At 63.2% G+C, this 20532-nt stretch carries 19 protein-coding genes and 1 pseudogene; 9 read left to right on the top strand and 11 right to left on the bottom strand.

The features are described from left to right. Window positions 1-17 precede the first annotated feature (17 nt). The 6 genes from CI805_RS17115 to CI805_RS17090 form a co-directional block, all read right to left on the bottom strand. Window positions 18-1391, bottom strand: a complete 1374-nt coding sequence (locus CI805_RS17115; protein WP_260929475.1) for an MFS transporter — start codon at window positions 1389-1391, stop codon at window positions 18-20. Then, window positions 1384-2436, bottom strand: coding sequence for a CobW family GTP-binding protein (locus tag CI805_RS17110; protein ID WP_260929474.1), 1053 nt, complete (start codon window positions 2434-2436; stop codon window positions 1384-1386). Before CI805_RS17110 ends, CI805_RS17115 begins: the two co-directional genes overlap by 8 nt. Beyond that, window positions 2433-4022 (bottom strand): amidohydrolase family protein, encoded by a 1590-nt coding sequence (locus CI805_RS17105; RefSeq protein WP_260929473.1) that lies wholly within the window; start codon window positions 4020-4022, stop codon window positions 2433-2435. The genes CI805_RS17110 and CI805_RS17105 overlap by 4 nt, the downstream gene beginning before the upstream one ends. 56 nt (window positions 4023-4078) lie before the next feature. Next, window positions 4079-5623, bottom strand: a complete 1545-nt coding sequence (locus CI805_RS17100; RefSeq protein ID WP_260929472.1) for a carboxylesterase/lipase family protein — start codon at window positions 5621-5623, stop codon at window positions 4079-4081. Between the two features lie 75 nt (window positions 5624-5698). Next, on the bottom strand, window positions 5699-7939 hold the full coding sequence (locus CI805_RS17095; protein WP_260929471.1) for a TonB-dependent receptor: 2241 nt from the start codon (window positions 7937-7939) through the stop codon (window positions 5699-5701). Between the two features lie 32 nt (window positions 7940-7971). Further along, a complete protein-coding gene (locus CI805_RS17090; protein ID WP_260929470.1) occupies window positions 7972-8130 on the bottom strand; it encodes a hypothetical protein in 159 nt (52 codons plus the stop codon). A gap of 74 nt (window positions 8131-8204) precedes the next feature. On the opposite strand from CI805_RS17090, the gene CI805_RS17085 reads away from it, so the two are divergent. The 4 genes from CI805_RS17085 (at window position 8205) to CI805_RS17070 (ending at window position 13078) form a co-directional block, all read left to right on the top strand. Then, the gene (locus CI805_RS17085) at window positions 8205-8903 is read left to right on the top strand and encodes a TetR/AcrR family transcriptional regulator (protein WP_313958595.1); all 699 of its coding nucleotides are present in this window, start codon (window positions 8205-8207) and stop codon (window positions 8901-8903) included. Window positions 8904-9182: 279 nt separating this feature from the next. Further along, the gene (locus tag CI805_RS17080; RefSeq protein WP_260929468.1) at window positions 9183-10766 is read left to right on the top strand and encodes an NAD(P)/FAD-dependent oxidoreductase; all 1584 of its coding nucleotides are present in this window, start codon (window positions 9183-9185) and stop codon (window positions 10764-10766) included. Between the two features lie 45 nt (window positions 10767-10811). After that, a complete protein-coding gene (locus tag CI805_RS17075; RefSeq protein WP_260929467.1) occupies window positions 10812-11231 on the top strand; it encodes a GtrA family protein in 420 nt (139 codons plus the stop codon). Window positions 11232-11245: 14 nt separating this feature from the next. Continuing rightward, window positions 11246-13078: a hypothetical protein gene (locus CI805_RS17070; RefSeq protein WP_260929465.1), complete on the top strand. Its 1833-nt coding sequence runs from the start codon at window positions 11246-11248 to the stop codon at window positions 13076-13078. 528 nt (window positions 13079-13606) lie between these two features. On the opposite strand, the gene CI805_RS17065 is transcribed toward CI805_RS17070, so the two are convergent. From CI805_RS17065 to CI805_RS17050, 5 genes and pseudogenes are all read right to left on the bottom strand, one after another. Beyond that, window positions 13607-14350, bottom strand: a complete 744-nt coding sequence (locus CI805_RS17065) for a hypothetical protein (RefSeq protein WP_260929463.1) — start codon at window positions 14348-14350, stop codon at window positions 13607-13609. A 30-nt stretch (window positions 14351-14380) separates the two neighbouring features. Next, window positions 14381-14566, bottom strand: a pseudogene (locus CI805_RS21200) (winged helix-turn-helix domain-containing protein); the annotation flags it as partial. A 45-nt stretch (window positions 14567-14611) separates the two neighbouring features. Further along, complete coding sequence (locus CI805_RS17060) at window positions 14612-14977, bottom strand: response regulator (RefSeq protein WP_260929462.1); 366 nt, start codon at window positions 14975-14977, stop codon at window positions 14612-14614. A gap of 15 nt (window positions 14978-14992) precedes the next feature. Further along, window positions 14993-15760 carry an enoyl-CoA hydratase/isomerase family protein gene (locus CI805_RS17055; protein ID WP_260929461.1) on the bottom strand — a complete coding sequence of 256 codons (768 nt, stop codon included), beginning with the start codon at window positions 15758-15760 and terminating at the stop codon, window positions 14993-14995. A gap of 99 nt (window positions 15761-15859) precedes the next feature. Then, complete coding sequence (locus CI805_RS17050) at window positions 15860-16774, bottom strand: LysR family transcriptional regulator (RefSeq protein WP_260929460.1); 915 nt, start codon at window positions 16772-16774, stop codon at window positions 15860-15862. Between the two features lie 134 nt (window positions 16775-16908). Between CI805_RS17050 and CI805_RS17045 the strand changes: the two genes are divergently transcribed. The 5 genes from CI805_RS17045 to CI805_RS17025 all read left to right on the top strand — a co-directional run bounded on the left by CI805_RS17045 (window position 16909) and on the right by CI805_RS17025 (window position 20449). Further along, window positions 16909-17064 carry a hypothetical protein gene (locus tag CI805_RS17045; RefSeq protein WP_260929459.1) on the top strand — a complete coding sequence of 52 codons (156 nt, stop codon included), beginning with the start codon at window positions 16909-16911 and terminating at the stop codon, window positions 17062-17064. Then, window positions 17061-17681 carry a glutathione S-transferase family protein gene (locus tag CI805_RS17040; RefSeq protein ID WP_260929458.1) on the top strand — a complete coding sequence of 207 codons (621 nt, stop codon included), beginning with the start codon at window positions 17061-17063 and terminating at the stop codon, window positions 17679-17681. The genes CI805_RS17045 and CI805_RS17040 overlap by 4 nt, the downstream gene beginning before the upstream one ends. Before the next feature lie 32 nt (window positions 17682-17713). Continuing rightward, window positions 17714-18826, top strand: coding sequence for an alkene reductase (locus CI805_RS17035; RefSeq protein ID WP_260929457.1), 1113 nt, complete (start codon window positions 17714-17716; stop codon window positions 18824-18826). Between the two features lie 85 nt (window positions 18827-18911). After that, the gene (locus CI805_RS17030) at window positions 18912-19586 is read left to right on the top strand and encodes a peroxiredoxin-like family protein (protein ID WP_260929455.1); all 675 of its coding nucleotides are present in this window, start codon (window positions 18912-18914) and stop codon (window positions 19584-19586) included. A gap of 146 nt (window positions 19587-19732) precedes the next feature. Next, window positions 19733-20449, top strand: a complete 717-nt coding sequence (locus CI805_RS17025; protein WP_260929454.1) for an SDR family oxidoreductase — start codon at window positions 19733-19735, stop codon at window positions 20447-20449. Window positions 20450-20532 lie beyond the last annotated feature (83 nt).

Genomic DNA, 20532 nt, shown 5'->3' with positions numbered 1-20532 from the left:
GTTAACTCAGGGATGCGTTAACTCAGGGACTGGCCGCTGGTTCTCGGCCCTGCCAGCAACGCGGTCAAGGCGCCGGTCGCAAGCAGCACCAGCGCCGCCACGAACACCCCGGTAAAACCCAGCACCGGATAGAGCGCGCCGACCAGCACGGGCGACACCATCGCACCGACGCGCGAGGTCGCCGTGGCGATGCCTTGCGCGGTCGCCCGAATCGCGGTCGGGAACAGTTCCGGTGTATAGGCGTAGAGCCCCGCGTAGACACCGTTCAGCGCGAAAGAGAGGGCTATGCTTGCCCAAAGCAGTCCGGTCGGTGTCTGGACATTGGCAAGGAACAGCGCGCCCAACGCGCCGAGCCCCAGATAACCGGCGATCACTTCGCGCCGCCCGAACCGATCGTTGGCCCATGCGGCGGAGAAATAGCCGGGCACCTGTGCCGCGTAGATGGCAATCGTGAAGCCGAAACTCTTGGACATGGTCAGACCACGCGCGATCAGCAGGCCCGGAATCCAGGTCATGAAGGCATAGTAACAGCAACCCATCACTGCCCAGAGCACGAAAGCGACCGCAAGGTGGCGCCGCCAGGGCGCCTGCAACAGCAGGGCAAGCCCGGCTTTTTCCGGCACGGCGCCTTGGCGCTCCATCATTGATCCGGCAATCGACACCGGCGCCATCGATCCGCACTCGGCCTCGACTTTATCCACGATGGCCTCGGCTTCGGCATAACGCCCCTTGCCTTCGAGCCAGCGCGGCGATTCCGGCAAGCCTCGGCGCCACCACAGCAGCAGGACGATAGGCAGCGCGGTCAGCCCCAAAGCCCAGCGCCATGCCTCCGCGCCCACCGGCACCAAGGCCCATCCCAGCATGGCAGCGGCGATGAATCCAAAGGAGAAAAAGCCGGTCAATGCCCCGGTGAACCGCCCGCGCAGACGCGATGGCGCAAATTCGGAAAGGAACGGGGCAATGATCACGCTCTCTGCCGATGTGCCGATCCCGGCGATGATCCGGGCGATGAGAAACTGGTCGAAATTGGCGGCCAGCGCGCTCACCAGTGTGGCGACGGCATAGATCGCCAAGGCCCACATCATGACCAGACGGCGCCCGAACACATCGCCAAGCCGCCCCGCAGCCAGCGCGCCGACGATCCCGCCGATCGCGCCCGATCCGGCGACGATCCCTGCTTCCGTTCCGGTCAGGCCCCAGCGCTGGGTGACGACGGGCAACACGAAGCCGATGATCGCCACGTCCATCGCATCGAAGGTGTAGCCCGAGCCGCCGATCAACAGCAGACGGCGGTGGAACCGCCCGAAGCGCATGGCATCCAGCCTTGCGGACAGGCTGGATTGCAGTTGGGCAGACTCCGGCTGGCCGGAAGCGGCGGAAAGATCAGGCATGCGCAGCGTCCGTATAGTGGAGGGGGTGGTTTGCGTGATGGTCGTGAGAATGATCGGAATCGGGCAGGTCGAACAGACCTTGCGGCTCGATTTCGGCAAGAAACGCCGCGTCGATTTCCTCGCCGATCACCACCATGTGTCCGTGCGGGGTGCGAGGGATGGCCGTGGGCACGGCGAATGTCGTGCCCACGGCCTGCACCAGCCAGCTGCGGTCGCTGCCGACCGGGCTGACCAGTCCCTTGACCCGAAGAACCCGCTCGCCCCCGATTCCACCGAGGTTGTCGAGCCATTCCGCGCACGCATCCCAGCTGACGCCGGGACGTTGCCTCAAGGTGACCGCGCGGACGCGGCCATGACCGGATGATGAAGGGGCCGTTTCCGGTGCGTCGGACAAGGCAGGGATCGTCGGGCCGCCTGCCTCGAACAGCGCGGCGGCACGCTCGGCCTGCGATCCTTGTGTCACCACGACGGCCAGCGGATTGATCGCCTGCGCCATCGCCATCGCGCGCGCACCGCCATCGGCGGCCATGTCGCCCCGCGTCAGCACGAGCGTTCCCGCCGCAGCCCACTGCGCGGCGATCTCGCCATGGCGTTCGGGATCGGCGATGAGCATGGCATCGACGGTCGCCACCACCCGCACGCGCAAGGGAAGCTCGCGCAGTTGCTGGAACTGGCGCAGCAGGCGGCCCGGACGCGCAAGGCCGCTCGCCTCGACGATGATCCGCTCGCTGGGCAGGCCGGTCAGGTCGAGATGGCGCGCTACCAGCGCACGGATCGCCTCGGCCAGATCGTCTTGCGCCTCGCAGCACAGGCAACCGTTGCCCAGCATGCGGATGGCCGACATGCCGCCGGTCGCCTCGGCGATCTGGATACCGTCGAAATCGGTATCCCCCGCTTCGTTGACGATCACCCCGGTACGCGCGGTATCGACGCTTTCCAGCGCCGCGCGGATCAGGCTGGTCTTGCCGGTGCCGAGGAAGCCCGTCACCAGCACCACCTCGATCGGATCGGAGCCGATCGGCGCGCGCGGGAGCCCCTCGATCACTGCGCCGCCAGCCTTTCGCGTTCCTGCGCCACCATGTCGCGCACGTCTGCCAGCAGTTCGGCCACGTCGTAGACCAGCCCTTCGCGGATCGTGTAGCGCAGCGCGCGCTGCCACACGGTGCCGCCGCCGTTCTCGTCATCCAGACGCATCGCGCCAGTGCCGTAGAGCTGCTTGAAGTCGGCCAGCGGATTGACGTCATGCACCAGCAGGTCGGCCACACGCCCCACGTCGATCACGCCGATCTCGTCGCCCAGCCCCATGAGGTCGGCACCCTGACTGGTCGCCGCGCGCAGCACTTCGAGCGGATGGAAGCCCGCCTCCTGCAGCATTTCCAGTTCACGCACGAACCCGAAGCCATAAGTCTGGAAGATGAAACCGCTGTCGCTGCCCGCAGCCACGCGGCCGCCGCGATTCTTGTAGGCGTTGATGAAGGCCATCCACAGCTGGTAATTCTGCTTCCAGCGGATCTCGTCCGCCGTCGACCAGCGGAACCAGTGCGCGCCATGGGCGCCGCGATCGGGCTGGAAGGAATCCCACAGGCCGGGCCATGTGTATTCGTCATGCCAGTCTGCCCGGCGCGCGCGCATCAGGTCGCGGTTGGCGTCGTAGATGCCCAGCGTCGGCACAAACGTGAAATCCAGTTCAAGGAACTGGTCGAGCACCTTGTTCCAGTGATCCGAGCCCGGCTGCGCGGCAAGGTGGAAGCCGAACCCCGCCTCGGAAAAGCGCATATATTCATCGGCGTAGTTGTAGTCCGCCGGGTAGGCCTGAAGCAGGCGGTCGTCGAACAGCGCTTCGGGCAGGCCATAGAAATGCTCGGCGCTGGTGAGGCCCCACTTCGCCGTGGTCATGGCATTAGCGCGCCCCACTGCCTGCTGGGCATGGTGACAGCCGGTGCGCAGACCCAGCGCGTTCGCTTCCTCGATCGCGCTGCGCATCAGGCTGGGTGCGCCGCCGAAGAACTTGATGCCGTCCGCGCCGCGTGCCGCGATGCCCTGCACCCATTCGCGCGCCTGCTGCGGCGAATGGATGGTCTTGAGCATGTCGTTGACGGCGGGGAAATAGGCATGGACCAGCAGGCGCGGCGCCGCGATCTCGTGGCTTGCCGCGCGCGCCTTTTCCGACAGCGACCAGCCAAGGCCGTTGATCGAGCCCATCTCGCGAACGGTGGTGACGCCGTGTGCCAGCCACAGTTTGTAGATGTAGTCTGCCCGAGGCTGGGCGCCGCGCGCAGCATGGGCGGGCCAGCCGATATGGGCATGGGCATCGACGAAGCCCGGCGTCACGAACTTGCCGTGGCAGTCGATCTCGCGCGTTCCCGCGCCCGGACGACGCTCGGGATTGATCGCGCGGCCGGGGACGCCCACCGCGTGCAGCCCGGTAATCCGTCCGTTCTCGACGACGATATCCACCGGCCCCCACGGCGGCGCGCCGGTGCCGTCGATCACCGTGGCGCCGCGCAGCACCAGCCGCTCGAACGGTCCTTCGCCCCGGTCGCGCGCGGGCGCGGCAGGCAATGCGGGCATCCCGCGCGCCTCCAGGCTCTGCGCGTATTCGTCGCCGGGGGCGGCAGGAGAAACAGTCACGTCGTCAATTCCATTCGTCTTGATATTCAAAGTGTTCGGAGTGGGGCCGGTCGGGCTCACGGGTCCCATCGCCCCGCATTGTCGCGCGCGAAAGGTGTCGCCAGATCGAGCCGGGCGCGGTGGTAGTCCTGCGGCGTGGAAAGTGTGCCATCGGTGCCGAACACCAGCGTCCGACGCGCGCTGCTCCACGATTGCGCGAGCGGCAGGCGGCCTTTGGCGAAGTCGGTCCAGACGCGGCGCACCTCGGACGACACCGCATGATCCTTTGCGCTCACCAGCGCGATGCCCTGTCCGGCATTGCCGAAAACGTATGGCAGTTCGCCGCCATGCGGAACGCCCAGCGAATCCGGCTTTGTGGCGGAACCTTCGTAGCGGAAACTGTAGATCCACGTCGGCGCGCCGACAGCCGCAGCCTGCGTCGCGAACAAGCGGTCGCTCGCGCCCATCACCATGTCGGAAAGGAACGCCATCGGTGCGCGGTGCTTCGCCACATCATCGGCACCGGGCGGCGTGTAGGCCGCCAGAATGCGCGACTGGTCGGCGGGCGTATACGCGGCCAGCGGCTTGGAGATATCGACACCGAAATAGGGCAGATAGCTGGCATCGAAGCTGTTCGAGCCGATCAGCCACGGCACGCGTGCGGCATGGCCTGCCTGCGCTGCCCGGAACGGATCTTCGGGCACAATCTTCCCATCTATGAAAGGATAGGTGCCCTTGATCGCCGCCCTGGTCACGAAGTCTGCGGCGGGGAGCGCGCGCAGGCGAGCGAGCGCCTCAGGCCCCGCACCCTCGACGCCGAGCGCCCTGGCCAGCGCCTCGCCGCGCTGCGTGCCTTCGGCCATGGTGCGGCTCTCGATGAAGCCGGGGCAGGATTCGGTGATCGCCCTGGCAAAGAGCCCGCGCGCCACGGGCGAGGTCATCCACATATCGACATAGCAGCCGCCTGCGGATTCCCCGAAAATCGTCACATTGGCGGGATCGCCACCGAACGCGGCGATATTGCGCTTCACCCAGCGCATCGCGGCAAGCTGGTCCATCAGGCCGTAATTGGCAAGCATCCCGCCATCCGCCTTCACGTCCGCAGCAGCCCCGCTCAGCGCCGGATGCACGAAGTATCCCAGCGCACCGAGGCGGTAGTTGATCGACACCACCACCACGCCTTCGCGCGCCAGTGCGCTGCCGTCATAGAGCGGGTCGGAGCCCGCCCCCATGAAGCTGCCGCCGCCGTGGATCCACAGCATCACCGGGCGCTTCCCCTTTGCGGGTGCCGATGGCTTCCAGACGTTGAGCGTCAGGCAGTCTTCGCTCTGCGGCAGGCCGGGGCCGCCGGGAATATCGGGCTGGGTACAGATGAAGCCGAACCTGTCGGCGCGGCGCACGCCCTGCCAGTGCGCCGGGGCCTGCGGTGCGCGCCAGCGCAGCGGCCCGACCGGCGGCGCGGCATAGGGAATGCCCTTGAAACTGGTGATACCCTGATCGACGGTGCCCGACAGAACACCCTGCTGAACTTTCACGGTCGGCGCCTTCGGAGCAGCTTCAACCGATGCGCCTGCGCAAAGCGTGGTCGCCGCGAGCAGAGTCAGGGACAGTTTGCGGATCATCTCGGGCGCTCCCGTCAGGATATCGAAAGGGGGCCGGAGCCGCTACGGAAAAGCGGCCCCGGCCAAGGGTGGGTCTCAGTAATGCCAAGACGCGCGCAGGCCCCAGGTGCGCGGCGGTGCAAAGTCGGAATAGACCTCGCCCGAGCTTGCCCAGTCGCCGGTGCGGACCTTGTTGTTCTCAAGGTTGTCGACGAAGGCCGAGACCTGCCACTTGTCGGTGGGATCGGTCCAGGTGAGGGTCAGCGTCGTCTTGGTGTAGGGCGCGACGCGATACCAGCTGACGTTGTTGGCCTCGGTGAAGCTCTCGGTCTGGAAATAGACCGCCGCCATCGGCGTGATCTTGCCGCCGTTGCCCAGCAGGAAGTCATGCGAATACTGCCCGCGCATCTGCCAGTGCGGCGCCTGCGGAAGCTGATATCCGGTCAGGCTGGGGATCACGCTGCTGTCACGACCGTCGATGCCGTTGGTGTACTGGGTGTACGTGGCGTCGAGGTAGTTGATGAAGCCGCTGAAGTGATCGACCGGGCTGATTTCCCAGGTGGTTTCCAGCTCGACACCGCGGCTGCGCGCCTTGGCGGCATTGAAGGTGACGAGGCTGACGCCCGACGTGGTCGAGGCCACCTGGAACACCTGCAGATTGGTGTAGTCCACCCAGAAAGCCGCCGCCCGCAAAGTCAGCTTGTCGTCCAGCAGACGGGTCTTCACACCGGCTTCGTAGCTGACGACATCTTCGGGGTTGTAGGTCTTGGACACACCGTCGGGCGCGGCAGGCTGGACACCGCCCGGCTTGTAGCCGCTGATCGCCGAGGCGTAGATCAGCGTCGTCGGCGTCATCTGGTAATCCAGACCGGCCTTCCACGTCACCTTGTCCCAGCTGCCCGAACCCGAAGCTCCGGTCGAGGCGCCGTAGCATCCCGGCGTGGTCGCGGTGAGGTTGTAGACCTGCGAGAAGTTCGTCACCGGATAGGCGCTGAGCGCGCAGGAATAGGTGAGCGAGGCGCCCTGGGCCTGATAGTCCTTGGAATAGCGCACGCCGCCGGTCAGCGTCAGGTGATCCAGGATTTCGTACGAAGCCTGATCGAACACGCCCCAGCTACGCTTGGTGATGTCGGCACCCTTGGGCGAGTAATAGACGTAATCGATCGCGGCATAGACGGCGGCGCTGCCCGGATCCTTGATCTTCTCGTAGAAGAACGATCCGCCCATCACGTTCTTGAAACGGCCCTTGGAATAGGACGCATCGATCTCGTGGAAGGTGGCCTTCGAGTTATAGGCCGAGGCCTGCTGCCAGCCGGGATTGTCCGGCGCATCGGCATCACCCGTCGTCACCCAGCGATAGGCCGCGCGGATATCCTGATAGGTGCCGACATAGCTGATCGACAGGTCATCTGTCGCATCCCAGTCCATGCGCGAGCGCACGGCGGTGCTGATGATCTTGTTGTAGGGTTCCGGATCGCTGTAGACCGGCTGCTTGTAGGGCGAAAGGCCGTTGACGGGCTTGGCATCGGCACCGGTCAGCACCGAGAGGCCGGGCGTGCCCTTGTTGTCGTACTGGTCCAGCTGGAGGCGCCACTTGAAGCGGCTCGACGGCTTCCACAGCGCCGTCAGACGACCGCCGAAGCTGTCCGCCGCGCCATAGTTGCGCGAGGTGGTGCCCTGCGTGTCGAACATGCCGTCGCTGCGGTGCATCATTCCCGCCGCGCGGATAGAGAGCGTGTCGGTCACGGGAACGTTGACCATCGCATGCGTGGCGACGTCGTTGAAGCTGCCATACGATGCATCGGCCGAGGCATCGAACTTGTTCTCGGGATCGGCCGTCAGGATGTTGATGTTGCCGCCGGTGGCGCTGCGGCCGTAGAGCGTGCCCTGCGGACCGCGCAGCACTTCCACGCGTGCAAGGTCATAGAGGCTTTCCGAAAAGCCGACCGGCAGATCGACATAGCCGCCATCGACATAAGTCGAGATCGCCGAGTTCGCAGCGGGCGAATAGCTGCGGTTGGAGATGCCGCGAATGGCGACACCCACGAAGCTGTCGACGCCCACGGTCTGGATCTGCAGGCCGGGGACCACGGCGGTCAGGCCCTTCACGTCGGTAACGTTGGCGGCCTTGAGCTGCTCCGGCCCGACAGCGGTGACGGCCAGCGGCACGGTGTTCACCGTTTCGGCGCGCTTCTGCGCAGTAACGACGATGTCGCCGCCCGCCGCGTCCGCCGGCGGCGCGGTGTCCGTCGCCGTTTGTGCCATGGCTGCCGTGCTCACCGTCCCGAGCAGCAGCGAGAGTGCGACGCCGAACCGGCGCATGGTTTTCCCCGTCATGCTTATCCCCTTGAACCTCATTTACAGTCTGGTCAGACTGCTTTTGACGGTGTTACAGATTCGTCATGCGCTGTCCAGCGCAAAACAGTCTCATCAGATCGGTTTTGTTTTGCAAATATATCGCCGGAGAGCGAGATGTCGCAAGCAAATGCCATCGAACAGCCAATATCAGTCTGATTGGACCAGTTCATGAGCAGGCTGACGAGATTGATTTTTGGGTATAAACGCAATCAAGCGTTGCCATTGAGACACAGTTCTGCGACCCATGTCGCCAACGATGACCGATATATCCGCAAAGCCACGGGAGAGCAGGATGGAACCGTCCCGCATATCATCCGCAACGCAAACTCCCGTCGCATCTTCACCCGCGCCGCAGCAGTCGCGCAGCCTGGCAACTCGCCGCAAGCTGCTGGATGCCACGGTGGAATGCATTGCAGAACTGGGATGCACGGGCGCCACAATGGATCGCATCGTGGCACGCGCTGGCGTATCGCGCGGCGCGCAAGGGCATCACTTCCCGACCAAGAGCCTGCTGTTTCAGGCCGCGATGACGCATATGCTCGACGCGCTGATCCTGGACCTGCGCGCGCAGACCGAGCGCATCCGCGAACGCCACTCCGACCCGGCAACGGTGTTTCGCCACTTGTGGGACCGGTATTTCTCAGGTCAGCTTTTTGCGGTCACGATCGAGCTTATCGTCGCCTCGCGCACCGACCACGAACTGCGCGACGCGCTGACCCCGGTGACGGAGCGCTTTCACCAGCAGGTGGACGACTGCTTCTATATCCTCAACCGCGGCAGCGATGTGGAAGACCGCAAGTTGGACAGTGCTGTGCGCCTTACGATGTCGCTGTTGCGCGGCATGGGTGTGCAGACTGTATTGTTTGATCGCCCCGAATACTTCCGCGCCTTGCTCGAAGACTGGCTGCAACTCGTCACCCGTATGCTGAACGATCCCGAATAAGGAACATCTGGTAGCCCGTCTGAAAAATGCATGCGGGAGCCTTTGCGGTTCGGCACCCGCCCATGCCCCCAACTCTCAAAGTCGGACGCATCGTATCGACTTATGTCGATGCTTGATCGCAATCGGCATAGCAGATGGCGCACGCCGCAGGCGCACCCATCATGTCATCCTTGAAATCACTGCCGAAAAGGAAATCCCGTACGCGCCCTCGCCTTTCGAATTAGGCATTATTTAAGGATAAATCGCCAAGATCGGATCCGTCGATTGTCTGGGGGCGTTATGAATTCGGATTTTCAGAATCCTGTCGATGTTGCGATTATCGGAGCCGGCCCTGCAGGCCTGACGGCTGCCTACAAGCTCACGAAACTGGGATATCGCGTAACCGTTATCGAGCGCGATGAACGCTATGTGGGCGGCATAAGCCGGACCGTCGAACACGAGGGGTTTCGTTTCGACATCGGCGGCCACAGGTTTTTCTCAAAAAGTCAGGAAGTCGTGGATCTCTGGAACGAGATCTTGCCCGATGACTTTATCCAGCGCCCCCGCATGAGCAGAATCTATTACGAAGGAAAGTTCTACAGCTATCCCTTGCGGGCTTTCGAGGCTCTTTGGAACCTGGGTGTCTGGCGCTCGACCCTTTGCATGTTGAGCTACGCCAAGGCGCAAATCTTTCCCAGAAAGACTATTCGCAGCTTTGAGGACTGGACAGCCAGTCAGTTCGGCTGGAAGCTCTATTCCATCTTCTTCAAGACCTACACTGAAAAAGTCTGGGGCATGCCGTGCGATGAAATGTCGGCGGATTGGGCGGCTCAACGAATCAAGGGGTTGAGCCTTGGCAAGGCAGTGCTGGATGGATTGAAACGCTCCCTGGGCCTCAACCGACGCACCAACGACGGGATGAACGGGCAGGCGAAGACCCTTCTGGAAACATTCCGCTACCCCCGTCTTGGGCCGGGCATGATGTGGGACGCCGCCCGCGACCATGTTCTGGAAGGCGGCAACGACGTCCTGATGGGGCATTCATTGAAGCAGCTGGCGCAAGACGCGGCGGGGAACTGGTGCGTTACGACAAGCCGCAAAGACGGCAGCGAAGCGCTGATCCATGCCAGGCACGTCATCAGTTCGGCACCGATGCGTGAACTGGCTTCTCGCCTTCACCCCTTGCCGGAAACGACCATGGAAGCATCGCATCTCAAATACAGAGACTTCCTGACAGTTGCCCTGATGATCCGTTCGGACGATCTGTTTCCCGACAACTGGATCTATATCCACGATTCCAAGGTCAAGGTCGGCCGTATCCAGAACTTTCGCAGCTGGTCCCCCGAAATGGTGCCGGACCCTGCAATGGCCTGTGTGGGCCTTGAGTATTTCTGCTTCGAAGGAGATGGCCTGTGGTCATCCTCCGATGAGGATCTGATCGAGCTGGCAAAAGCCGAAATGAATATACTCGGGCTCGTCGATCCCGCTAGCGTGGTCGGCGGGTGTGTCGTGCGGCAGGAAAAGGCCTATCCGGTCTATGACGATAGCTATTCGGACAACGTGGCAGCCATGCGCGACGAATTGGAAGGCCGATATCCCACCCTGCACATGATCGGTCGCAACGGCATGCATCGCTACAACAACCAGGATCACGCGATGATGACCGCCATTCTGACGGTGGAGAACATCGTGGCGGGCAAACGCATCCATAACGTCTGGAATGTCAACGAAGACGCCGAGTATCATGAAAGCGGCAACGAAGGGCAGCGCCTCCGTCTTGAGAGCATGACGCGAGAGGAAAGCCGTTCGCCCATCGGCGCCGACCGCGCCGCCGCGTTGCAATCGCACCGCATGGTGCCATCGCAGATCATCCGGGCAGCCTGAAAAGTGAATCCGATCCGCCATGATTTCGGTCGGGAGCCTTCGGCTATGACAGTTTCGTCATGGCGGATCCTGCGAGCGGGCTATTTTCGCTACGTGATTATCAGCGTCGGGGCGCTTGCCGTAGATACGGCAAGCTTTCTGGCCCTGCTTTGGCTGACGATACCTTCCACCGTCGCAGGCGCCATCGGTTATCTGGCTGGACTTTTAGGGCACTGGATCGGCTCCAGCCAGGTCGTTTTCAAAGACCGGCTTGCGCCCAGAGGCGAAAAACGCAGACGCCAGCGCTTAGGCTTTGCCGGCTCGGCATTGGTCGGCCTGGGCATCACAGTCGGCACGATATGGGCCTGCACACAAGCAGGCTGGGATCCAAGAACAGCAAAACTGCTGGCGATTGCCCTCAGCTTTCAAGCGACGTGGTGGCTTCGCAAGCATGTCGTATTTCGTCCGATGACGAACACAATTTGAGCAAAGGGATAAATTTGACCTTTTTGCCGAAAGCGGAAGGCAGTTCACCTTCTGCGCGAGATCGATCCGGCCTGTTTCTCAAGGTTGTCCTGCCCGTCTGGATCGGGAGCGTAATCGCTCTTGCTCTCGCGTCATGGAAACAGATCGCCGATCTGCGATTTCCCGACCCTGACGATCTGCTGCGCATGGTTGAAGTCCGAGACTGGGTGAATGGACAAGGCTGGTTCGATGTCTCGCAGTATCGCATGAACGTTCCCAGCGGCGTGCCGATGCACTGGTCGCGCCTGGTCGATCTGCCGATTGCGTTTTTCATCGAAATCCTGCGCCCCTGGATGGGGGAAGCCAAAGCGGAAATCTTCGCAGCGGCCATAGTGCCGATGCTGACGCTATTGCTGCTCATCATGGTGCTCGCACGCCTTGTCGACAGCCTTTTCGGGCGGCGCGAGGCCCTGATCGCCTGCGTGATGACCCTTCTGGCCGGTACGGTCGTTCCCCAATTCCAATTCTACCGAGTGGATCATCATGCCTGGCAGGCGGTTTGCGCCGGCTTGATGATGGTCGGGGCCTTTTCGGCGGATAGCCGACGCGGCGGCTGGCTTCTGGGCGCGAGCGCGGCAACCTGGCTTGTCATATCGATGGAAGGTCTGCCGATGGTCGTCGGGACGATCATGGCACTGGGGCTGGGATGGGTCTTCCAGCGCGAGGGAGATCGCGACGGCTTGCGCATGGAAAGCGCCACATGGGCCCTTGCATTGACAGCCGGTGCCCTGTGGATGGCGACACGCCTTCCGCAAGGCTTCGAGGTATGGTGCGACTCTCTGTCTGCCTTTCATCTGGCGACATTCGCAGCCGCAGCGCTGGGAACATCCCTGACACGGAAAATCGCGACCGGCCCGCTTGCATGCTTTCTGGGGCTGGCTGCAACGGCCTGTGTTTGCGCGGTCATTCTTGCGGCCCCTGCACCGCAATGCGTGACTGGAGCCTTTAACGATCTGCCGCCGCTCGTTCACCGTTATTGGTATGAACACGTTGCAGAGGGCCTTCCCATCTGGGACCAGTCCGCTCAGGTAGTCGAAAAAATGCTGGCGCTGTTGCCGGTCGGCATTTTGGGCCTGGTCTTGTTGTGGCGCACCTATCCGGAACATCGTGGTAACTGCGCCATGTACATGGCGCTCATGGGCCTTGCCGTCGGGATATCCATGCTCGTCGAGCGGGCGTCCTGTGTCGCGACGATCGTGACAATTCCTCCGGCGTCCTTTGCTGTAAACAGCCTGTTGATACGGGCCCGGAAAATTGCATCCCCTCCTGCGCGAATTATAGCCACTGTCGCGACCCTGTCGCTCGTTGCCCCGGCCATTTTCTTTAATTGGTCGTCCCTTGTGAAGAAAAGCACTGCAGAACAGGACAATATCCTTTCACAACGGGAAGAGGCATGCCTTTTGCCCCGTCGACTGGAACAGATCGGCGCCGTTATTGACGGCCTGCATTCAGGTCGAAACGTGCTGGCTCCGCTGGATATCGGGCCAGCCCTGCTGTTTTCTACGGACGTGACAGTCGTGGCCAGTAGCCATCATCGCAACAAGATCGCCATGAACGACGTCATTCGGTTCTGGATGGGACGTCCGCAGGAAGCCTACAAGATCGTACAAGCCTATCGCAGTGATTACGTGCTGTATTGCCCCGGCATCTCGGAGCCGCAACTTTACAGCAAGGCGGCTCCAGACGGAATGATGGCGCAGCTATCCGCTGGAAACGTGCCCGCATGGCTCAAGCCCCTGCACGATCCACGATTGGGCGCCATGAAAGTGTATCAGGTCGTTCACGAAGAGGGGCGCGGCTCCAGCTAGAGCATTTTCCAGTCAGGTGGGCTTCGTTGCGCAGAGGCGGGGCCGCTGAACAACCTGCGCAGCATCAAGACTGGCCGACGAAACCAGCCTCACCTGCGAAATTCCCTAAAGATCGATTCTATCAGCAATCTTCCTGAGAATGGCGCGTAATTAAAACCGCACGATAACAAAATTATTCATATAAATCATGGCTTTGACATAAGAAACCTCTGCCAGACCTATAGGGAATACATTGGCGTTCAACAGGGCAAGTGCCGGCACACTTTTGCGTGCAGTTGCCCCATCTCGCCGGACAGCGCGATGGGGATGAAATTTCTCGAAAATCCACGTAGTCGCAAGCGGTTGCTCGCGACTACACGCCCAGTCGTTGGTCGAACAGCCACTTGCGGACTGCCTCGATATAGAAGAATTTACGAGCCGATCCCATGTGATCGACGCCCTGAAAAGTCAGGAATGTGATATTTCCACCTTGGGCGAGATACTCCTCAATTTTCGTCGAAAGACGCTGCTGAGCTCCAATCGGGAAAATCAGGTCCGGATCCAGCCTTTCGGCAGGTCGGACGACGCGGGCACCGGCCGTTTCCCAGACCGGCACACATTTTTCGTTCCACGGCGTGGCCTTGGTATCCTCGGTGCCAGTGATGATAATCGGATGCGCCCGGCACGCACGTCCGACATATCCCGCCTGAGCGTGCGGACGGGGGCAAATCCATAGCGTAACTGGACCGCGACAAGCGCGATCAGGCACATCGCGAAAATCCCGAGCGCCACCCATAAACGGGCGCGTGATCTCTCGAACGGATTCTGGAAATGGGCGTCGGAACCGATCAACAGGATCGCCAACGACTGGCCCTTGTGACTGGCCCCGCCCCACATGCGGATATGGACCGAGCGCCCGCTGGGTGTCTGCCCTCGCGCAAGCTGAAGATGACCGCCGCCTTCCGACCCCGAACGCGCCATTTCCAGCACCTTCACCCGTGTCATACCACCGCGCCAGACACCGCGAGGCGTCTTCACGCCCCAGCCCCAGACGCCGGGATCTTCCGAAAATTCACGAAGGAACATGACACGGTCGGGATGAAACACACCCGAGACATCAACCGCGTTCTGAAGACGATCCTGCCGTGCAGCGAAGATTTCCTCTGCCCCGTCCATCACCACATCGCGGATCACCTCACCGATCGCCCATCCGGCGATGGCCAGTGCGCCCAGCCCGCTCACCAGCGAGATAAGCAGGAAACGCCCCTGCAGAGAACCAAGCAGCCGGATCATGCCGGTTCCGCCCCCGAGGCCATAGCCGCGTCCTCGCACAGTCCGGATCAGGTCTCGCCCGATCTTCTGACGAAGCCGCCCGATCGTGACCTCCAATGATCCATGCGAAGGCTCGCTACCCTCTTCGTAGATGCTGCCCAGAAGTTCATCACGGGGCACAAGCCGTCCCTTGCGATGCATCAGTGCCGTGAGAATACGCCATTCGAACGCCGTCAGGTCGAGATAGGCACCGTCGAGGTCGAACTCGCCCGATCCCGGATCTTACCCCAACCGCCCGCATACATCGCGCGCGCGACCGGTGCCCTTGGCGCGGCGGATCTGTGCGGGCAACCGGAACTCCAGCTCCCGCGCCAGAAACGGTTTCACGATGTAATCGTCAGCGCCCGCCTCGAATCCGGACGCCTTGTCGCTCCATCCGCCCTGTGCAGTCATGATGAGCACAGGCATGTCACACCTGCTTGCGCGCCAACGGGTTAGCAGATCATGCCCGCCACCTCCCGGCAGACACAGATCAAGCAGGGCCGCATCATAGAGGTTGGCGGCACTCTTGAGACAGGTCTGCGCAAAATCGCCAGCATGATCTACTGCGAAACCACGCGCGCAACCGTGGCGTCGTGGAATGTCCATGCAGCTCAGGTATGATCAGGTAGCGCCCATCGAACGGGCGACCTGGGCGGCGCTAATGCCTTCGAGCGCGAGGCCATAGCCGGTGCCTTCGTCGATCAGGCGACGCAGGCGCTGGGTCAGCGCGATACGGGTGTAGCGGCTGGTCAGCGGGGGCAGCGCAGCGAGACCATCGGCGATTTCGTGGGCACGGGCCAGCAGACGATCGGCGGGTACGATCTCGTTGACCACGCCCCAGTCCTTCGCGGTCTGCGCGTCCAGTTCCTGGCGGGTGAGCAGGAAATAGCGCACGCGGATCGAGCCGAGCACGTCGGGCCACAGCAGGTGCACGCCATCGCCCGGAACGATGCCGAAATCGAAGTGCGGCTTGTCCTGAAACACCGTTTCGGGCGTGGCGAGGATCACGTCGGTGAGCAGCGCATATTCGCTGTGCAGCCGCACCGGGCCATTGAGCGCGGTGATCATCGGCACTTCGATGTCTAGCAGGTTGGAGAGCACCTTGCGCCCTTCGCGCAGGATCTTGTCGTATCCGGTGGGAGTGAAGAAATCGAAGCCCTCGGGGCTGATCGTATCCATGAACGCATCGCCGCTGCCGGTCAGGATGACCACGCGGTTGTCGCGGTCCTCGCCGATGGCATGGAACAGGTCGACGAATTCCTCGTGGGCATGGCCATCGAAGATCAGCTTGCCGCCATCGCTGTGCAGGGAGACTTCGAGAACGCCATTGTCCTTGCGGGTCAGGCGGGCATGGGGGAAGGCATCGCGGTAGGTTTCAAAGCGGGACATGAGAAGGCTCCTCGGTTGGGGCCGCACCGTGATCGGTCGGCGTGCCCCCCAGCTAGGCCATTCCCTTAAATTGCGGAGGAAGCCGTGTGGCGATAGCGCTTATGCCTCAATGGAATGCCCTTCGTTTGCCGACTGCCCCGCGTTCATCTCCACCTGCACGAATTCGGCAAAGGCCCGCGCCTTCGCACTCGCCATCCGCCCGCTCGGGAACACTGCCCACAGATCCAGCCGGGGCAGCGACCAATCCTCCAACACCCTGACCACCGCGCCGCTTTCCAGCTCGGGCGAGAACATCCAGTCCGACGCGATCGTCAGTCCCATGTCCGCCAACACCGCCACACGCAGCCCCTCTGCGGCGCTGAGGCGAACCCTGCCGCTCACCGAAACCGAGACTTGTGCGCCCGCACGCGTAAAGCTCCAGCTATTGGCGAGCTGGCTGTAGACCACGGCCTGGTGCTCGGCGAGCTGGGCGGGGCTGGTCGGTGTGCCGGCGCGGGCAAGGTAGGCGGGCGTGGCGAGCACCGAGCGCGCGCCGGTTGCCAGCTTGCGCGCGACCGCGGAGGAATCGGGCAGTGCCCCCATGCGCAACGATACGTCTACCCCTTCCGCCACCAGATCGATCACCCGGTCATCGAGGATCACGTCCACTGCCAGATCGGGATGCATCTCCAGGAAGCGCGGGAGCAACGGCACGATATGGATGCGTGCAAAGGTAGTTGCCGCCGAAACGCGCAGCGTTCCCGCCAGCCCCGATCCGGCACCGCGCGCGGCCAGTTCGGCCTCGTCTGCTTCGGCGACGGCAGCCTTCGCGCGTTCGTAGAAGCGTACCCCCGCCTCGGTGGGCGTCAGGCCGTGCGTCGAGCGGATCAGGAGGCGGACCTGCAGGCGGTCTTCCAGCGCGGCGACGGTCTTGGACACGGCGGGCTGTCCGACGTTCAGCTGGCGCGCAGCAGCGGAAAACGATCCGGTATCCACCACCCGCACGAAAGTCGTCATCGCCTGAAAGCGGTCCATCGCGGCGCCCCTCATTCCCGATTGGAATGAAGCCTATTGCCGCATGCCATCTGCCATGTCCAGCACCGCCGAGGCATCTGGAGCCTGCTGCTTCGGACGGTCCGGGGCAGGTTATTCGCCAAAGGGCTGCCGTCATGCTCGCCTGTCTATCCCGCCTGCACCGCATCCCATCGCTGTTCGATGGCGCGGTGGTGTTTCTCGACACCGGCAACGCGATCGGCGCGCTGATGATCGCTGCCGCTCCTGTCATCCGGCGCCTGCGCGCCGCGCCCAAAGGACATCGTCCATGATCGACGTCTATGCTTTTGCGACGCCCAACAGCGTCAAGGTTCCCATCGCGCTCGAGGAACTCGGCCTCGACTACACGCTGCACCCCGTCAACGTCCGCAAGGGCGAGCAGAAGGCCGACGCCTTCCTTGCGCTCAACCCCAACGGCAAGGTGCCGGTGCTGGTGGACGATGGTTTCGTCCTCACCGAATCCGCCGCCATCCTCGTCCATCTGGCCGAACGGAGCGGCAGACTTATCCCCGCCGACGCGCAAGGCCGCGCCCGTGTGTTCGAACAGTTGTTCTTCCACGCCTCTGCCCTCAGCCCCGCGTTCGGACAGGCTGGCTTCTTCCTGCGTTTCGCTGCCGAGCCGCAGCCGATCGCGATCGAGCGCTTCTCGGCTGAGGCGCACCGCACGCTGAGCCTGCTCGATGCGGTTCTGGCGGAACGGCCTTTCGTCGCCGGAGACAGCTTCACCATCGCCGACATCGCGCACTTCGGCTGGCTGTGGCGCCGCGCTTTTCCCGGCATCGACTTCGACCAGACGCCCCATGTGGCCCGCTGGTACGCCGCGATCGAAAGCCGCCCTGCCGTGCAGCGCGCCATCGTCCGCACGGAAGCGCTGGTTCCACAGGACTGAGCGGCGTTTCGACATCCCCAAGGAGAACCTCCATGTCCAAACTTTTCACACCCTTGCGGGCCGGTGCGCTGGAACTTGGCCACCGTGTGATCATGGCCCCGCTGACCCGCATGCGGTCCGATCCCGGCGACCTGCCGAGCGACCTTATGGTTGAATACTATACTCAGCGCGCCAGCCAGGGCGGGTTGATCGTTTCGGAAGCGACGCCGGTGATGCGCGAAGGCTACGGCTATGCCGGCGCACCCGGCATCTACGACGATACGCAGATCGAAGGCTGGCGCCGCGTGACCGCAGCGGTCCATGCCAAGGGTGGGCGGATCGTCATGCAACTGTGGCATGTCGGGCGCCAGTCACATGTATCGCTGCAGCCGGGCGGCAAGGCTCCGGTGGCGCCGTCCGCGATCCCCGCGCAGGGCCATGCCTATGGACCGGACGGCGAGGTTCCCTTCTCGATGCCGCGCGCGCTTGAGAGGGACGAAATTCCCGCCATCATCGCCCGCTTCGGCGAGGGCGCGGCGCGGGCAAAGGCCGCCGGGTTCGACGGTATCGAGATCCACGGCGCCAACGGCTACCTGCCCGATCAGTTCCTGCAGGACGGCACCAATCAGCGCACCGACGATTACGGAGGACCGATCGAAAACCGCGCACGCTTTCTGCTGGAAGCGACCGAGGCAGCGATCGGGGTGTTCGGCGCCAACCGGGTGGGGGTACGACTTAGCCCCAGCGGCACGTATGGTTCGATGCACGACAGCAATCCGGCTGCGACCTTCGGGTATGTGGCGGAGCGGCTCGATGCGCTGGGGATCGCCTATCTCCATGTCGTCGAACCGCGCATTCGCGGCACCGAACTGATCGCCGAGGCCGAGCCGATTGCCGCTCGCCACCTTCGCACCGCGTTCCGCGGCACGATCATCGTAGCCGGCGGGTTCGATGGACCGGGCGCCGAGGCGATCCTGGAGGCAGGCGATGCCGATGCGGTGGCCTTCGGACGCGCCTTCATCGCCAACCCTGACCTGCCCGAGCGACTGCGCGAGGGCACCCCGCTCAACGCCTATGATCGCAGCACTTTCTACGGCGGGGGCGCCCATGGCTACACCGACTATCCGAAGCGCCGCAGCGCCTTCGAACATTCCGCAGCGGAATGATGCCTAGCCGCCCGCCGCGGCTGCCATGGCCGCGCGCGGCGCGACAGAACCCTTCCACCAACCCTAGCAAGAAAGACCCTGTATCATGACACTGCAAGCCAAACTCGATGCCTTCAAGGCCGATTTCGAAGCCGGAAAGCCGCCTTACAGCGTGCCGCCCGAAGTGATCGCGACGATGCGCCGCGCCACTGCCGAACTGATCGCCTCTGGCGCGGCCGCCCGCGCGCTCAAGGCCGGAGACAAGGCGCCCGCCTTCACCCTCAATGATCCCGATGGCACCCCGATTTCCTCTGTCCAGCTGCTGGAAAAGGGGCCGCTGGTGGTCAGCTTCTATCGCGGTGTGTGGTGTCCGTACTGCAACATGGAGCTTCAAGCGCTTGAGGCGGCCTTGCCGCAGTTTGCCGAACTTGGCGCCAGCCTCGTTGCGATCTCGCCGCAGACCGCACCCAACAGCCGCAAGTCGGTTCGCCAGAACGAACTCTCGTTTCCGATCCTGTCGGATACACGCAATGACGTCGCTGCCGCCTTCGGTCTGCGCTTCGAACTGCCCGACTATCTGGTCGATCTCTACATGAGCCTCAAGAACGACCTGCCGGTATTCAACGGCGATCCCAGCTGGACGCTGCCGATGCCCGCCCGCTTCGTGATCGGCCAGGACGGCACGATCCTCTATGCCGAGGTCAACCCCGACTACACCCTCCGTCCCGAGCCCGAAGACATGCTCCCCGCGCTGCGCAAGGCAAGTGCCATCGCCGCCTGATCTCAGGGGCGGGACCGGAAAATTCGCGTCCCGCCCGTTCAGGGGCGAAACTTCATGTCCCGGACCAGCGAACCTGTCCTTGTTCCCTTCGCCCTCTCGCGTCCGGGGTATCCTTTTCCTCCCGGTATTCGCTCAAGGAGCCCGATATGTCCCGTACCTTCCTTGTCACCGGCGCCAGCAAGGGCATCGGCCTTGCGCTCTCGCACCGCCTTGCCGATGCCGGGCACCACGTCGTGGGCATCGCGCGTCATGCCATGGACGCTTTTCCCGGCACGCTCGTCCGTCTCGATCTTGGCGACACCGAGGCCACCGAGGCGACACTGCGCGACCTTGCCGCAACCTATGCCTTCGACGGCGTGGTCAACAATGTCGGCCTGGTTCTGCCCCAGAAGCTGGGCGAGGTGGAACTGGCCTCACTGGACGAGGTGCTCCGCGTCAACCTCCACCCCGCCGTGCAGGCAGTGCAGGCCATTCTTCCCGGCATGCAGGAACGCCGCTGGGGCCGGGTCGTCAATATTTCGAGCCTGACTGTCCTCGGCGCGCCCGAACGTACCGCCTATGCCGCCGCCAAGCTGGCGCTCATCAGCTTCACGCGCAGCTGGGCGCTGGAACTCGCGACCAGCGGGATCACCGTCAACGCCGTGGCCCCCGGCCCCACCGAGACGGAACTGTTCCGCGCCAACAACCAGCCCGGCTCCGAGGGCGAGAAGCGCTACCTGTCCGGCGTGCCGATGGGGCGCTTTGGCAAGCCCGATGAAATCGCCGCCGGAATCGCCTTCCTCATGAGCGAGGACGCTGCCTTCATCACCGGGCAGACCCTGTTCATCGACGGGGGAGCCTCGGTCGGCAAGGCTATGGTGTGAGTGCTGACCGGCTCACGCCAGTAAATCATGAGGCGGGCCTGAAGCCATCCTTGCAGGTATGTTGCTCGAGATACCGCATGATA

The sequence above is a fragment of the Novosphingobium sp. 9 genome (assembly GCF_025340265.1).
Taxonomy (GTDB): domain Bacteria; phylum Pseudomonadota; class Alphaproteobacteria; order Sphingomonadales; family Sphingomonadaceae; genus Novosphingobium.
This window is presented reverse-complemented; position numbering and strand designations above follow the sequence as displayed.